Annotated in this window: 15 protein-coding genes; 4 read left to right on the top strand and 11 right to left on the bottom strand. The window is 57.5% G+C overall.

Going from position 1 to position 14,535, the window contains the following annotated elements; all coding sequences use genetic code 11:
- Nucleotides 1-167: 167 nt before the first annotated feature.
- Nucleotides 168-1,292 (bottom strand): cell division protein ZapE, encoded by a 1,125-nt coding sequence (zapE, locus tag R1T41_RS09705; protein ID WP_062959364.1) that lies wholly within the window; start codon nt 1,290-1,292, stop codon nt 168-170.
- Between the two features lie 149 nt (nt 1,293-1,441).
- Nucleotides 1,442-2,431 carry a CorA family divalent cation transporter gene (locus R1T41_RS09710; protein ID WP_062953200.1) on the bottom strand — a complete coding sequence of 330 codons (990 nt, stop codon included), beginning with the start codon at nt 2,429-2,431 and terminating at the stop codon, nt 1,442-1,444.
- A gap of 211 nt (nt 2,432-2,642) precedes the next feature.
- Here R1T41_RS09710 and R1T41_RS09715 point away from each other — a divergent pair, with 211 nt between their 5' ends.
- The gene (locus tag R1T41_RS09715; protein ID WP_317341405.1) at nt 2,643-5,189 is read left to right on the top strand and encodes a mechanosensitive ion channel domain-containing protein; all 2,547 of its coding nucleotides are present in this window, start codon (nt 2,643-2,645) and stop codon (nt 5,187-5,189) included.
- Between the two features lie 18 nt (nt 5,190-5,207).
- On the opposite strand, the gene R1T41_RS09720 is transcribed toward R1T41_RS09715, so the two are convergent.
- The 3 genes from R1T41_RS09720 to nadA form a co-directional block, all read right to left on the bottom strand.
- On the bottom strand, nt 5,208-5,615 hold the full coding sequence (locus R1T41_RS09720; RefSeq protein ID WP_317341406.1) for an NUDIX domain-containing protein: 408 nt from the start codon (nt 5,613-5,615) through the stop codon (nt 5,208-5,210).
- 15 nt (nt 5,616-5,630) lie between these two features.
- A complete protein-coding gene (nadC, locus tag R1T41_RS09725) occupies nt 5,631-6,470 on the bottom strand; it encodes a carboxylating nicotinate-nucleotide diphosphorylase (protein WP_317341407.1) in 840 nt (279 codons plus the stop codon).
- Between the two features lie 78 nt (nt 6,471-6,548).
- Entirely contained in the window at nt 6,549-7,571 is a 1,023-nt protein-coding gene (nadA, locus tag R1T41_RS09730; protein WP_097051352.1) for a quinolinate synthase NadA, read from the bottom strand.
- A 242-nt stretch (nt 7,572-7,813) separates the two neighbouring features.
- On the opposite strand from nadA, the gene R1T41_RS09735 reads away from it, so the two are divergent.
- The 3 genes from R1T41_RS09735 (at nt 7,814) to R1T41_RS09745 (ending at nt 9,676) form a co-directional block, all read left to right on the top strand.
- Nucleotides 7,814-8,653 carry a cytochrome c gene (locus R1T41_RS09735; protein WP_317341408.1) on the top strand — a complete coding sequence of 280 codons (840 nt, stop codon included), beginning with the start codon at nt 7,814-7,816 and terminating at the stop codon, nt 8,651-8,653.
- A 122-nt stretch (nt 8,654-8,775) separates the two neighbouring features.
- Nucleotides 8,776-9,000, top strand: coding sequence for a hypothetical protein (locus R1T41_RS09740; protein ID WP_062953205.1), 225 nt, complete (start codon nt 8,776-8,778; stop codon nt 8,998-9,000).
- A 349-nt stretch (nt 9,001-9,349) separates the two neighbouring features.
- A complete protein-coding gene (locus R1T41_RS09745) occupies nt 9,350-9,676 on the top strand; it encodes a hypothetical protein (protein ID WP_062959359.1) in 327 nt (108 codons plus the stop codon).
- Between the two features lie 48 nt (nt 9,677-9,724).
- On the opposite strand, the gene R1T41_RS09750 is transcribed toward R1T41_RS09745, so the two are convergent.
- The 6 genes from R1T41_RS09750 to R1T41_RS09775 form a co-directional block, all read right to left on the bottom strand.
- The gene (locus R1T41_RS09750) at nt 9,725-11,122 is read right to left on the bottom strand and encodes a glutamine synthetase family protein (protein ID WP_317341409.1); all 1,398 of its coding nucleotides are present in this window, start codon (nt 11,120-11,122) and stop codon (nt 9,725-9,727) included.
- A 34-nt stretch (nt 11,123-11,156) separates the two neighbouring features.
- Nucleotides 11,157-11,648 carry a class I SAM-dependent methyltransferase gene (locus tag R1T41_RS09755; RefSeq protein WP_097051349.1) on the bottom strand — a complete coding sequence of 164 codons (492 nt, stop codon included), beginning with the start codon at nt 11,646-11,648 and terminating at the stop codon, nt 11,157-11,159.
- A gap of 97 nt (nt 11,649-11,745) precedes the next feature.
- Entirely contained in the window at nt 11,746-12,351 is a 606-nt protein-coding gene (locus R1T41_RS09760) for a glutathione S-transferase N-terminal domain-containing protein (protein ID WP_317341410.1), read from the bottom strand.
- Between the two features lie 108 nt (nt 12,352-12,459).
- Nucleotides 12,460-12,753, bottom strand: a complete 294-nt coding sequence (locus R1T41_RS09765) for a YrhK family protein (RefSeq protein WP_317341411.1) — start codon at nt 12,751-12,753, stop codon at nt 12,460-12,462.
- A gap of 80 nt (nt 12,754-12,833) precedes the next feature.
- Nucleotides 12,834-13,796, bottom strand: a complete 963-nt coding sequence (locus tag R1T41_RS09770) for a tyrosine recombinase XerC (RefSeq protein WP_317341412.1) — start codon at nt 13,794-13,796, stop codon at nt 12,834-12,836.
- The gene (locus tag R1T41_RS09775) at nt 13,775-14,464 is read right to left on the bottom strand and encodes a DUF484 family protein (RefSeq protein WP_062953212.1); all 690 of its coding nucleotides are present in this window, start codon (nt 14,462-14,464) and stop codon (nt 13,775-13,777) included. The genes R1T41_RS09770 and R1T41_RS09775 overlap by 22 nt, the downstream gene beginning before the upstream one ends.
- Nucleotides 14,465-14,535: the final 71 nt, after the last annotated feature.

Below are 14,535 nucleotides of genomic sequence, written 5' to 3' on the forward strand. Positions count from 1 at the left end.
CCATTGAAGCAGATTCTGCATTTTCGCAAAGCCAATTGCACGCCAGACGCAAGAATCGGCATGCCAACCATCACCTGATGGTGATTTTTTGTGCCGAAATTAAACCTGTGTGGGTGGAGTCGTTTTTGAGGCGTTCAAATTCGCCCGAAGCGTGCCCCGTTCGGGTGTTACGTCAGATGCGGCATGTCGAGATATTCCTGACTGCGCATTTCGGTCAGGCGCGACACGGTGCGCTGAAATTCAAATGAATAATCGCCGTCGGTATAGATTTCCGACGGATCGCATTCAATCGCGCAGATCAGCTTGGTTTTATGTTCATACATCGCATCGACCAGGGTTCCGAACCGTTTGGCCCAGTCGCGCCGCGAGTCCGGCAGTTTCGGGATCAGGTCAATGACGATGGTGTGGAAATGGGTGGCAATCGCGATGTAATCGCCCGGACCCAGCGGCTTGGTGCAAAGTTCATCAAAGGTGAAGCGCGCCACACCGGCCCCGGCGGCGGAAATTTCGATCTTGCGGCCCTTGTTGGTCAGGCTGTCGGGGGCGACGCGTGCGCCTTCGGTGACGGTTGCGAACATCTCGTCAATTTTGGCTTTCGCATCCGGCCCGGCCGGGAACAGGAAGACATCGGCGGCCGTCAGGTTGCGCATGCGGTAATCGGTCGGGCTTGCCAGTTCGAGCACATCAAGTTTCTGTTTGATCATGTCGATGAAGGGCAGGAAGTTCTGGCGTTGCAGGCCGTCCTTATAGAGATCATCGGGCATGCGGTTGGATGTGGTGACAATCACCACGCCATGATCGAAAAGCTGTTCGAACAGGCGGCCCAGAATCATTGCATCGGTGATGTCGGTGACCTGCATTTCATCAAAACACAGAAGCCACGCATCCTTGGCCAGATCCTTTGCAATCGGGGGGATCGGGTCGGCATCGTCCTTTGATTTGGTTTTGCGGAAACGGTGCATGCGATCATGCACATCCTGCATGAAATCGTGGAAATGCACCCGGCGTTTGCGATCGACCGCGACGGTTTCGTAAAACAGATCCATCAGCATCGATTTGCCGCGCCCGACCTCGCCATAAATATACAGGCCCTGCGGTGGTTCGGGTTCTTCGCGGCGGCGCGTTAGGCCAAACCGTTCGCGCCAGCCGCCCGAACCGGTGTGCGGTTCGTAATGGTTCAGCGCCTTGAACAGGCTTTGCAGTTTTTCCGCACAGAGTTCCTGCATCGGATCATGGGACAGTTCGCCCGCTGTGATTTTCGCGCGGTAACGTGAAAGCGGGCCGTCGGTCATCAAGGATCTCGTCATGCAGTGAAGGTGAATAAGGGCGGATGGTCAAAGTCATAGCGCCAAGCCGCTTTGCAATGCAACAAGGCTGTGTCGCATGGCTTGATTGCATCATGTGCAAAAGACCGGGTGGCTCAGAGGGTTCATCAGCGGGTTCAGACCAGACGCATCTTTTTGAACAGCCAGATTTCAAAAACGACGATGACGGCGAGAATGATGGAAACGCCGATAAAGCCAAACGGGTTTTCAGCCGCCGGAACCCCGCCGACATTGATGCCCAGAAGCCCGGTCACGAAGCTGATCGGCAGGAACAGACCGGCAATCACCGTCAGCCAGTACATGGTGCGGTTCATGCGTTCGGTTTCCAGCGCCATCATGTTTTCATTGACGATCTGGATGCGTTCGCGAAGGGAATCAAATTCTTCGACCAGACGGATGGTTTTATCGGTCAGCGTTCGCGCACGCCGTTTGTAGCGTTTATCAAGCCATGCGGTTTTCTGTTCGACATATTGTCCCAGCGCATCGCGTTGTGGGGACAGATGACGGCGCAGACGCGAAAGCTGATTACGGACATCCGAACAGCGGCGGCGCAATGACAGGGTTTTGTTTTCCGGGGTGTCTTCCTGATCGTCTTCGATGGTGTCGACGTTTTCTTCAAGCCCGCGCACGACATTATCGACCCGGAAAACCAGCCGTTCGGCAACGGTCAGGACAAAATCATCGGGATTGCGCGGTGCGTTGTCCTGCGCAATCGCGCTTCGGATATCGTCAAACGCCTTTAGCGACTGATTGCGCAGCGTAATCACCATATTGCCCGATACCCAGAAGCGCACCGAAATCATATCGGCGGGATCATTTTCGGCATTCAGATTTACCCCGCGCAAATTCATCGAATAGCCATGATCGTAAAAGAAGACGGATGGCCGGGTGCCGCGAGTGGACAGGCCATCGGCGATGGTGGGATCGAGCCCGACAATATCGATCAGCCAGCGCCGGACACCTTCCGCCATCCAGTCGAGATGCACCCATAGAAACTGGTTTTCACCTGTCTGGGGAAGGGATTTGACGATGTCCTGCCATTCAAGGGAGGTTCCCTTGCCGTCACTATCGAGGATGAAAGCATTGATCAGGGCGGATGAGGACATCGGGCGGGCTCCGTCTGGTGCGCTACTTTGCGGGCCGGAAAGGCCGGGACAGGCATGGTACCGGTTCGGGAACGAAACGGTACGTGATTCGTTATCGCGGACAGTGTAACCTGTTTGCAAATCAGGAAAAACGGGTTTCGGTCACCGGCCCGACAGGGATCAGCATGGAATATCTATCATGACGACAGTTCGTCCTATTTTGTTTTGGATTATGGCGACAATAATGTCGGCCTTCCTGATCGGCGGCAGCGCGAGTGCGCAGGATGTCCCGCAGGAAAAAACCCAGAAAATCGAACTGGAAAAAAGCCAGAAACTGATATCGGGCTGGAATGACCGTCTGGACGAGGTCGATACGGCCCTGAATTCCGACGAGATTACCGGCCGGCTGTTGAATGAAAGCCGGTCGACGGTTGAAGAGGTGACCGAAGGGGCCGCGACCCTGCAATCGAGTGCGGCGGACCGCTTGAACCGGTTGAATACCGCCCTTGGCAAACTGGGCGAACCCCCGGCCGAGGGCAAAACCGAAGCCCCCGCCGTTGCCGAGGAACGCGAACGGTTGAACAAGGATATCGCCGAGATCAGCGGCGTGATCAAACAGGGTGAACTGGTTGATTTCCGTGCGACCGAAATTTCCGACCGGCTGGCGCAGATTTCACGCGAAAGATTTACCCGCCGCATTCTGGGCCGGGTTGATGTGCCGTGGGACGCGGAAAGCTGGGGGCAGGTGTGGTCTGGTGCCATCGAACTGCCCGATATGGTGCGCAGCCGGTATGCCGACCTTGATCTTGAAGGGCCGATTGGCGACCAGTTGAGCGAAATTGCGCCGGGTCTTGTGTTGCTGACCTTTGTGGTGATGGCGGCCCTGATCGGGGGCGAGGTTGTTGTCCTGCGCTGGTTGCCGGAACGATGGCGCAATGCGCCCAAGGAAGACCGGGTGTCGCTGATATCGGGGACGCGGTTCGTGTTTACCGCACTGGTGCCCGGGGTGGCGTTGCTGGTGGCCTATCAGATGGTGGACCGGCAGCCGGACCTTCTGGTCGGCAGTATGGGCGATTTTGTCTATCAGTGTTTTGCAGCCCTTTTGTTCCTGCTGTTTGTCGGGGCGGCGATCCGCAGCATCTATTCCCCGTTTTCACCGGGCATGCGGCGCGCCGGAACGACGGAAACCGGATCGCGGGTTATCGGGATACTGTCGTTGTTTGCGGCGGTGATTTACGCATCCGATCTGGTGTTGCTGCAAGGCGCGACCACGCTTGGCACGTCGCTTGAAATCGCGCTGGTGCAGAGTGTTTCGAACGTTTTCCTGATTTCGATCATCCTGTTTGTCAGTTCGCTTGGCGTGTTCTGGGAACATGGCGGGCCGGACCGGCATGAATTATGGGCCAAGGTTGAAAGACGTTTGCGCCGCGGATTGCGAAGCGTGTCGATCCTGCTGCCGGTGCTTAGTGTTCTGGGTTATGTCGCACTTGCGCGCTTTATCCTTGAAAACCTGATGATGGCGATGGCGTTCGTCACCAGTTACTGGCTGCTGCGTGGCTATGCGCGCGCGCTGGTTCATACCTATCTGGTGCGGCCGTCGTCCCCTGATGATGACGGGACCAGCGATGCGGTGCATGGCACGCTTTATTTCTGGTTACGCGTGACGATTGATGTCGTGATGTTCACGATTGCCGTGCCTTTGGCGGTTCTGATCTTTACCGATATCGCGTGGGCGGACCTGCTTGATGCCGCCGAGAAGGCATTTATCGGGATACAGGTTGGCGGGATCAATTTCTCGCTCCGCGCCATTCTGATCGCGATTTTGCTGTTCCTTGCGGTTCTGGGCGTGATGCGGTTTTTCCAGCGGATGCTCAACACAAGGGTTCTGCCCAATACCAAGCTTGATCAGGGCTTGCAGCATTCGGTTTCGGCGATTTTCGGTTATGTCGGGATCTGCCTTGCGGTGTTGCTGGCGATTTCGGCGGCGGGCATGGATTTGTCCAACCTTGCGATCATTGCCGGTGCGATTTCGGTCGGTATCGGTTTTGGCATGCAAAGTATCGTGAGTAACTTTGTGTCGGGCCTGATCCTTCTGATCGAACGGCCGATCAAGGTGGGGGACTGGATCGTGGTCGGGGCCGATCAGGGTCTGGTCAAGGATATCCGGGTGCGCGCGACCGAGATCGAAACCTTTGACCGGTCATCGGTGGTGATCCCGAACTCCGAACTGATTTCCAACCGGGTGATGAACTGGACGCTTAAGGACCGCAGCGGACGCGGGATTATCCGGATCGGGGTTTCGTATGGATCGGATGCCAACAAGGTGCGGGAAATCCTGCTTGAGATCGCGGACAAGCGCCGCGAGATTCTCAGCTATCCGGCACCGCAGGTGGTGTTTATCGATTTCGGGGCCAGCTCGCTTGATTTCGAATTGCGCTATTTCCTGCGCGATATCGGTGATGTTCTGGCGGTGGGCAGTGCGGTGCGGTTCGAAATTCTTGAACGGTTCCGGGCCGAGGGCGTTGAAATCCCGTTCCCGCAGCAGGATGTGCATTTCCGCGATATCGAGAAACTGGCAGCCGCCATCCGCGATGCCGGGCATGGCAACCCCAAGCCGGTGATCGAGGCGAAGGATGAAATCCCTGACGCGAGTGAGGGCGATGGGACCGACCCGGCCGCACCGCCATCCGTCGCTAAGGACGAAAACCGCGACAAGGATGCGGCTGCGCGCAGCATCCCCGATGCCGGGGGTGATCCGGATGCGGATGGACCGCGATAAGCGGGTAATCGGGCGGTATTAAATATCGAAAAGGGCGGCCGTGATCTTTTGGCCCATCGGGGCCATCAGGTGACGGTCGCGCTGCGAGAGCCAGCGCATTTCGGCGATTTCGCGTGATGGGGTCAGGGTGCCGGTAAAGCGCGCGGCGAAGCATTGCATGCGGACAATAACCCCGGATGGCTGGTTATGGCCGCGACCGGCATAAAGCCCAAGCGGACGAATGGATTTTTCGATCAGCGTCACGCCGAGTTCTTCGCGGATTTCACGGATCAGGGCTTCGATGGCGGTTTCATCCGCATCAATCTTGCCGCCGGGCAGGTAAAAACGGTCCCGCCCGTGGCTGCGCACCGACAGGATTTTGCCGCCATCGCGGAAAATCCAGTTGGCGGTTTCGACAAGTTTGGGGGCCGGTCTGATAGCGTTCATCGTGATCCGCCCCGGTCAGAGAATGGCAACATCCAGCCCGATATCGACCGCCGGGGCCGATTGGGTGATGCGCCCGACCGAAACATAATCAACACCCGTGGCGGCAATCGCCCCGATGGTCTGAAGGTTTACACCACCCGATGCCTCTGTCTTGCAGCGACCCGCGACAATCGCGACGGCCTGGCGGAGCATATCGGGCCCCATGTTATCAAGCAGGATGATATCGGCACCGGCGTCGGTGGCTTCCTTGACCTGATCGAGCGTATCGCATTCGACTTCGATCTTGGGCAGGTTGGCCGCGCGTGCGGATTTCACGCATTCAGTGATCGAGCCGACAACGCCGATATGGTTATCCTTGATCATCACACCGTCATAAAGGCCCATGCGGTGGTTCTGAGCCCCCCCCATGCGGGTGGCGTATTTTTCCATCTTGCGCCAGCCCGGAAGGGTTTTGCGGGTATCAAGCAATTTAGCCGTCGTATCGCCCATCGCCGTGACATAGGTGCGCGTGGTGGTGGCGATGCCAGACAGATGTTGCAGGGTATTTAGCGCGGTGCGTTCGGCGGTCAAGATGCCGCGCGCATTGCCTTCGACAACGGCAAGCACGTCCTTGGCGGCAATCGCATCGCCGTCTTCGCAATGTTTGGTGATTTTGGCGTCGGGAACCAGTTTGCGGAAACATTCAAGGGCAATGTCCAGACCGGCGACCACGATATCCTCGCGCGTTTCAAGCGCGACGCGCAGGCGCGCATCGGCGGGGATGACATTGTCCGATGTGATGTCGCCGGTGCCGATATCCTCGGCAAAGGCGCGGTCGATGAAGTCCGAAATTTCAGCCGGGGTCAGGACGGTCATGGTGGGGCCGCATTCTTTGTGGGATGGGGATGGAAAACAGCCCCGCAAGTTGCTGCGGGGCTGCTAATCGGGTGGGCGTTAGGCCGCGTGATCCTTTTTGAGCGGAATGCCTTTTGACATTTCCAGCATCCGTTCAAGCGGTTTGACGGCGGCAACACGCAAATCTTCGGGCATGATGATCTGCGGGCCGTTATTGACCAGACACAGATAGAGTTTTTCCAGCGTGTTCAGTTCCATGAACGGGCAATTGTTGCACGCACACGAGCCATCAGCACCCGGCACGGGAATGAATTCCTTGTGCGGGGCGGCTTTTTCCATCTGGTGGATGATGTGGGGTTCGGTCGCGATCAGGTATTTCTGATCCGGGCCGTTGATCACATATTCCAGAATGGCGCGCGTCGATCCGATGTGATCGGCATGTTTCAGAATGCCGTCATGGCATTCCGGGTGTGCGGCGATTTTCGCATCCGGGTTCTGGGTTTTAAGGCGGATCAGTTCGCGTTCGGAAAACTGTTCATGCACGATGCACGAGCCGTTCCACAGCGTCATGTCACGGCCGGTTTTTTTCGCCAGATAGCTGCCAAGATGGCGGTCCGGTGCCCACAGGATCGGTTTATCAAGCGGAATCTGATCGATGATTTCAGCCGCATTCGACGAGGTCACGATGATATCGGATGCGGCCTTAACCTCGGCCGAGCAGTTGATATAGGTGACCGATACGTGGTCGGGATGCTGTTCGCGGAATTTGCGGAACGGTTCGGGCTGGCACGAATCTTCGAGCGAGCAGCCGGCCTTTGAGTCGGGCAGCAGGACGGTTTTGTTCGGGCTGAGGATTTTGGCGACCTCGGCCATAAAGCGGACACCGCAGAACACGATGACATCGGCATCGGTTTCGGCGGCCTTGCGCGAAAGATCAAGGCTGTCGCCGACAAAGTCGGCCAGGTCCTGAATTTCGCCGTCCTGATAATAATGGGCCAGAATGATCGCGTTTTTCTCTTTCTTCAGGCGGGCAATTTCCGCCTCAAGATCAAGGGTGGGATCAATCTGCATCTCGGACATTGCGCCGGGCTTCGCCTCGGCGATGGTGGCAATCTGGTTCATGGCGTCGTCTCATCTCGCCTGTTGCAAGCCGGAGATAAGCAGCGGGTCCCGGCATTGCAAGTTAATGACAGTTTGAAACCTGAATATCGCCATTGGGCCGGTATGGCAAGGAATTGGGCGGCGATGAGGGGCAGCCATGCGTTCGCGACGGCATTTGTGAATACGCGATCATCAGTTTGCGGCGGTTATGCTATTCTTGTTGCGGGACAATTTGCCACAGATCGCCAGAGAGGGGACCGGGCATGAAATCGTATCGGGGATATGGGGTTTGGCTGCTGCTGTGTGTTTTGCTTTCGGTTGCGGGCAAGGCCGCCAGTGCCGCGGAATTGCAGGTGACGACGCCCAAAGGCGCGGTTTCGGTTTATCAGACCGATGACTTGTTAAGCCATCCGGCGGCACGCGAGATTACGGTTGCCGATGATGCGGCCTATGGGCGCGATATGACCTATCGCGCGGTGCCGGTTGCGTCCCTGATCGGGGATGCGGGCGCGGTGGACGGCGAGACGGGGCTTGAGGTTATCGCCCTTGACGGGTTTGTTGCCAATATTCCCCTGCCGCTTGTGTTGCTTGATGGCGATGAAACTGCGCAGGCGTGGATTGCAGTGGAACCCGAAGATGCGCCCTGGCCGAACCTGCCGGGCAAGGAGGTTTCGGCCGGGCCGTTTTCATTGGTGTGGGTCGATGCGGCAGTATCGCATATCCGGTCGGAGCAGTGGCCCTATCAGGTGGCGAAAATCGGTTATGCCGCCTTTCCGGCAGCACGTTGGCCGCAATTGGCACTTGGTGACGATGCAGCGGAAGATGCCAAGAGCGGGCAGGCGGTTTTCATTGATCAGTGTTTTGCCTGCCACCGGATGAACGGGGCGGGGATTACCGAACTGGGGCCGGACCTTAACCTGCCGATGAACCCGGTGGATTATTTCAAGCCCGAGGCGCTTGTGATGCTGATCCGTGATCCGGCATCGGTGCGCCATTGGCCCGATATGCAGATGCATGGATTTACGACTGATCAGCTTTCGGATGCGGAAATCCGGGATGTGATCGCCTATTTGCAGGCGATGGCGGGCAGGAAGGCCGAATAGGAATCCGGCGCGCCAAACCAGCCGGGACGGATGGTACATATCAGCGTTGCAGAACGCGAAGTGTGCATTTGCGCAGGATGCAGCCATAACCCACTGATCTGATGCACTAGGAAGTCTTTGATATGGATTGGGTTCCGTTCGTTTTCGGTACGATCAAGGTTGTCGCGTTGGGCACGGGCATGTTCTTTGCCATCAAGTGGCATTACGATCAGGGCAAGAAGATCGGCATGCGGGCTGTCCTTCGCGCCAGCGCCAAGATGGTCGCGATTTTCGTGCTGGCGGTTGTTATCCTTGGGGCGGTGACCTTCGGGCTTGGCAGTATGCTTGGGCTTGATCTGAGCTACTGATCATCGCCGGGCTAAAGAGCCGGATAAATAAATCGCAAAATAAAATCGGATTGCCGCGCGCCGGATCATTTTCGGTGCGATGGTTTTCTGTATCTATTCAAGGCGATATAAAAATAAAAAATATGTTCGTTGTATAAAATCAAAAAATATTCATATGATCAGACTTGGATATTTATTTCCAAATTTCATGGTCATTTCAATTTTTGTTTGAAATCAAACGTGGCAATGCGGGTTCGATCAGGAATTCGCAAGCGTCGCGCGTGAGGAAAACAAAAGCTGAAAAGCTGGCCACGGGAATGATCCCGTTGATTTTCCCGGATCAACGCGCCCTTGCGCGGTAGGAGCTACTTTGACAAACCGTACCACATCGAAAATCCTGAATTTTGCGCGGCCGTTCAGTCTGCGCGGGCTTGCGGAAGTTCTGCCGGCCGGGGCCTATAAGGTGATTACCGAAGAGATGCTTCCGGAAAACGTGACCTATCCGACCTATCAGTGGGTTTCGACCAAGATGCATCTGCATGCCAATGCGGACCGTGCGGGCGATATCCGCATGATGAATGTCGATCCCCGCGATCTTGAAGTCGCCCATCTGCGCGATCAGAAAATGATGGATTCCCGCCCGCGGGTCGCGTTTTCAGCGCACAAATCCAACAACCGCGCCAAACGCGTCTTCTGATTCTGGTCCCCGGTCAGGAAAGCCTGACCGGCACACCGGCCCCATCATTCAGACCGAAAACCCGTAATATTCCCATTCCGCCGCACTGACCTTGAGCGCCATGTGTTCGTATTCTGCCTGCTTTATGCGGGTAAAGGCGGTGTGGAAGCGGGGGCCGAGCGTGCGTTTGTTGAAATCGGAGGCACCGAAGCGGTCAATGGCGTCCAGCCAGTGACGCGGCAGGTCGTTCGGGGCTTTGTCATGGCCGATTTCATCGGTGCTTGGCTTGCCGGGATCGGTTTTGTGTTCGATGCCGTCAAGGGCCGCCCCAAGGGTTACGGCGGCGACCAGATAGGGATTGGCATCAACGCCCGCGATGCGGTGTTCGAAATGTCGCGTCTTGCCCGGTGTGCCCGGCACACGCAGGGCCACGGTACGGTTTTCAACACCCCAGTCATCGGATGCCGGGGAATACATGGCGGATGCAAAGCGGCGCCATGAATTCATGAAGGGGGCCAAGATCAGCATGGTTTCGCCGATGGTGCCGCGAATGCCGCCGATGGCGTTGAGCATAAGGGGGCTCAAGCTCCCGTCCGGCTGATCGGCAAACAGGTTATTGCCGTTTTCATCCGCCAGCGAGAGGTGCAGGTGCATGCCAGAACCGGCTTCGGTGCCGAACGGTTTGGGCATGAAGACGGCTTCCATTCCGAAACGGCGCGCGCAGGTGCGGATCAGGCGTTTGGCGATGATGACATCGTCGGCCGCGCGCATCAGATCGCGATAGCGGATCGTCATTTCATACTGGCCCGGACCATATTCGGAAATCAGAGTTTCAAGCGTCAGATCAAGGTGCTTGGCGCCCTCGTATACCGCATCAAAAAGCGGCGACATTTCATCGATTTCATCGACCGACATGGTGTTGCGAAGCGATGACCGGCGTTTGGTCATCGCATAGGATGCCGGATGATAAAGCCCGCCCGCGTCGGCTTCGCGATCCACCAGATAAAATTCCAGTTCGAACGCGCCCATCGGGACAAAGCCAAGGGCATTGGCGCGGTTGACCTGAGTGAGGAACACATTGCGCGGATCGACATCGTGCGGGGTTGCGTCCTCGTTATACATGCTGATCAGGAGCTGGCCCCGGCCCGTGTGGGGCAGATAGCCAAGCGTTCCGGGCACGGGCCAGCACCGGCCATCGCCGCCGCCGCCGGTCTGTACCAAACCGCAATCATCAACATCCTCGCCCGTGACGTCCTGCCCGAAGATCGAGGTCGGCAATCCGCGCCCGGATTTATAGATCGAGGCCAGTTCATGACGGCGGATCATCTTGCCGCGCCCGATGCCGTGAAAATCGGTCAGGATGATGTCGATGGCCTCGACATCGGGATATTTGGCAAGGAATGCCTCGGCCTCGGAAAGGGTTGAACCACTGGGGGACGAGGCGGCCGGGGTGGGTACATTGGACACGGACGGGATTCCTGATGAGGGGCGGTTTCTGGTTTTAGCCCTGATAACGGCGGAAGAAATAGCGATCCTGCGGGACGCCTTCGGGAAGCGGTTCGGCAATGGTGCCGGGCACATCGATTTTCTGATCGGAGGCGACAATCGCGCCCTTGATCAGGGCCGCAGGCAGGGTTTTGCCGATGAAGGATGCGATTTTGGCATTGAGTTCCTCGTCCCCGGTGCCGACATCGGAATGAACCAGTGCGACCTTGCCGGCAAAGCGTTCAACCGCCATTGGCAGGGTTTCGAAAATGTCGCCCAGAAACAGGTGATCATCATCGGGGATGCATTTGGGGTGGGCGGCGATCTGACGGTCAAAGACGAATATTTCGCGATCCGGCATGATTTCACGCAAGTGATCGAAGGTGCGACCATTGCCAAGCCCGATTTCAAGAACAATACCGTCATGGTCCTTGATCATTTCGGCGGCGGCATTCAGGCAGTCGCGCTGGGCCTGCAGGCGGCGGATGACGCTGTTAAGGCGGGACATTTATTCTTGTTCTCCGGACGGTGAATGTGAAATCGCGATGTAATCCGAAAGCGACCCGGTGCAAGCAGGATTAAGCCGCACCGGGGTGTAAGTCCTGTCAGCCCTTGAAAACGGTGGCATCAAAGGCCGGAACGCGGGCACGGAAGGCATCAAGCCATGTGACGAGGGCGCCGTAAGTTTCACGCCATCTGCCGTCAAAACGCAGATCAAGATAGCCCAGTGCACAGGCAAGGGCGACATGGCCGATGGTCAGATCACCGGCAAGCGACGGCGGGTTGGCGTCAAGGTGATCCATGGCGCGTTTGACCTTATCCGACTGATAGGAAAGCCAGTCGGATGAACGTTTTTCTTCGGGGCGCATGCGGTGTTCGTAGACCTGCAGGATCGAGGCATCGATGATACCATCGCCAAGCGCCTGAAGGGTCAATGCCTCCCACCGGGTGTCGCTTTCGGTCGGGTGCAGGGTGATGCCATCGACCTGCGCGTCAAGATATTCGCAGATTACGCGGCTATCGAAAATCTTGCGGCCATCATCAAGGATCAGGATCGGAATTTTGCCCAGCGGGTTCTGTTTGCGCAGGGTGTCTTCCGGATCGTTGGTATTGGACATTTCGATGGTGAGCTGATCGTAAATGCCAAGAATTTTGGCGACGATTTTGACCTTGCGGCCAAAGGGTGACGGGTCGCTGGAGCGCAGGATCATGGGGTTCCTCCGATGAATTTCAACAAGTTGCCCGCAGTGTAAGGGGGAAATGCCGTTTCGAAGAACCCCAAATTTCGCGATTGTGGAAATCCTGCCGGGAAAGGGAGGTCAGCCCCGGCGGTAATCAGGGGAATTGCCGGGCTCCATGACGGCCTCGCCCAGCCGGGCAAGATGCAGTTCACGGGCAAGCCGGATGGTAGGCCGCAGGGCAAAACACACGGACCCGATGATGAAAAGCCAGGTTCCGGCCTTCATCAGGTCGCCATAGAGGAACATGATGCTGCCGATGGTAAACAGGACCGCAGCCAGCCAGTCGACCGAGGTATAGGCGATTTCATAGGCGCTATAGACCTGCCTGTGGCGTGAGGATGCGTCAAAGCGGCGGCTTCGGAAAAGCTTCATGGCGGACTCCCGTTTATGTTGGGTTGCTTTGTCCGTAACGCATGAAGGCGGCAAACGTTCTTGAAAGATGTGGCGGCAGATCAACGCCGCGCACGGGGATGGGTCCCCTGATAGACAGCCATCAGGCGTTCGGTATCGACCGAGGTATAGCGTTGGGTGGTCGAGAGCGAGGCGTGGCCCAGCAGATCCTGAATGGTGCGCAGATCACCACCACCGGCCAGAAGGTGGGTGGCGAAGGAATGGCGCATGGCGTGCGGGGTGGCGGTATCGGGCAGGTTCAGAAGGCCACGGATTTTGCGCATTTCGCGTTGGGCGACCTGTGCGACCAGCCGCCCGCCGCGTGCACCAACAAAGAGCGGTTCATTGCCGTTCGGGGCATAGGGGCAGGTGCGGACATAATCCTCGATCGCGTCGCGCACGATCGGCAAAACCGGGACAAGGCGCTGTTTGTTGCCCTTGCCGGTGATAACCATCGAATCGCCCGTCGGGCGTTGATTGGCGTTAAGGTCCAGTGCCTCGGATATGCGCAACCCGCAGCCATAAAGCAGGGTGAAAAGGGCAAGGTTGCGTTTGGCAAGCCAGGGTTCATCCTGCCACGCGCCGGCATTATCAAGGACGGCGATGGCGTCCTGCGGGCTTAGCGGTTTGGGGACCGATTGTGGCAGTTTCGGATTGCGGATCGAATTGACCGCAGCATTTTGCCCGCGCCCGGTGCGATCCAGGAAGCGATAGAAATTGCGTAGCGAGGATAACGCACGGGCAGTCGAGCTTTTGGCCATGCCATCCATGCTGCGCCGCGCCAGCCAGCTTCGGAAGTCGCGCGGGTTAAGTGCGAGAAGATCGGCAATATCGGGTGTATCGCCGCGATGTTCCCGGACAAAACCAAGGAAGGCATAGAGATCGGCAAGATAATTTTCGGTGGTGTGGTTCGATGCGCGGCGTTCGGCAGACAGCCATTGCCGCCAGTCGGCAATGGCATCGCGCACGTCATCAGGCAGGGTCAGGGCAACAAGCCCCTTATTCATTGCGGCGCTGTCAGCCATCGGCGGGCACCAAATTCGATCACGGAGGCCAGGAACATGATCAGGTCATGGGCCTGTGCCGGGCTGAAATAATCGGGTTCTGCCACACCGAATGCGACAAGCCCGACCGGGTCGCCATAAAACGGCGCGAGGCGGACAATGGCGGCGGACCGGATGTTATCGGCCTGCGGGCCAAAAATCGCCTCGTCCCCGGCATTGTCGGGCAGAAGCCAGACGTCGTTTTCCTCGCCCAGAACCTGATCAACTGCACCGGCCGTCAGGCGACGGACACGGCCGCCGCAACGCGGCACCGGGGCATCTTCGCTTTCTTCAAAGCACAATGCGATGGCATCAAGGTCAAGCAGTTCGGGCACAAGATCCTGCAGGGCTTCGACGAAAACCTCGAACCCGCGGGCATTGAGAAGGGCCAGAACCGCACGATGGATGCGGCTTTGGGTTTCGAGGTTGGATTTGGAAATGTTGATCAGCTCGCTTGTGGCGCCGCGCAGCTTTTCGCGTTCATCGCGCAGGCGGGCGACGACATATTGCTGCATGTCGGCAACCCCGGAACCCAGTTCGCGCACCGGCATGTCCAGACTGTCGAGAAGGTCCGGCCGGTTGGCAAAAAAGTCGGGATGTTCGGCGAGGTAGGCCGCGACGTCGTCGGCGCGCAATGCTGTCTTTTCCATCTGATCCGGTAATTTGCAGTGAAATGAAAAACCCGGCAGCCACAATGCGGGCTGCCGGGTTAAATGCGTGT

It is taken from the genome of Thalassospira lucentensis (assembly GCF_032921865.1).
Taxonomy (GTDB): domain Bacteria; phylum Pseudomonadota; class Alphaproteobacteria; order Rhodospirillales; family Thalassospiraceae; genus Thalassospira; species Thalassospira lucentensis_A.

Bases quoted from the DNA above. Each gene is read 5' to 3' on its own strand.
- nadA (WP_097051352.1), bottom strand. From the start codon at position 7,571: ATGAACCAGATTGCCACCATCGCCGAGGCGAAGCCCGGCGCAATGTCC.
- R1T41_RS09760 (WP_317341410.1), bottom strand. From the start codon at position 12,351: ATGATCCTGCGCTCCAGCGACCCGTCACCCTTTGGCCGCAAGGTCAAA.
- zapE (WP_062959364.1), bottom strand. From the start codon at position 1,292: ATGACCGACGGCCCGCTTTCACGTTACCGCGCGAAAATCACAGCGGGC.
- R1T41_RS09735 (WP_317341408.1), top strand. From the start codon at position 7,814: ATGAAATCGTATCGGGGATATGGGGTTTGGCTGCTGCTGTGTGTTTTG.
- R1T41_RS09765 (WP_317341411.1), bottom strand. From the start codon at position 12,753: ATGAAGCTTTTCCGAAGCCGCCGCTTTGACGCATCCTCACGCCACAGG.
- R1T41_RS09755 (WP_097051349.1), bottom strand. From the start codon at position 11,648: ATGTCCCGCCTTAACAGCGTCATCCGCCGCCTGCAGGCCCAGCGCGAC.
- R1T41_RS09710 (WP_062953200.1), bottom strand. From the start codon at position 2,431: ATGTCCTCATCCGCCCTGATCAATGCTTTCATCCTCGATAGTGACGGC.
- R1T41_RS09715 (WP_317341405.1), top strand. From the start codon at position 2,643: ATGGCGACAATAATGTCGGCCTTCCTGATCGGCGGCAGCGCGAGTGCG.
- R1T41_RS09720 (WP_317341406.1), bottom strand. From the start codon at position 5,615: ATGAACGCTATCAGACCGGCCCCCAAACTTGTCGAAACCGCCAACTGG.
- R1T41_RS09740 (WP_062953205.1), top strand. From the start codon at position 8,776: ATGGATTGGGTTCCGTTCGTTTTCGGTACGATCAAGGTTGTCGCGTTG.
- R1T41_RS09770 (WP_317341412.1), bottom strand. From the start codon at position 13,796: ATGGCTGACAGCGCCGCAATGAATAAGGGGCTTGTTGCCCTGACCCTG.
- R1T41_RS09775 (WP_062953212.1), bottom strand. From the start codon at position 14,464: ATGGAAAAGACAGCATTGCGCGCCGACGACGTCGCGGCCTACCTCGCC.
- nadC (WP_317341407.1), bottom strand. From the start codon at position 6,470: ATGACCGTCCTGACCCCGGCTGAAATTTCGGACTTCATCGACCGCGCC.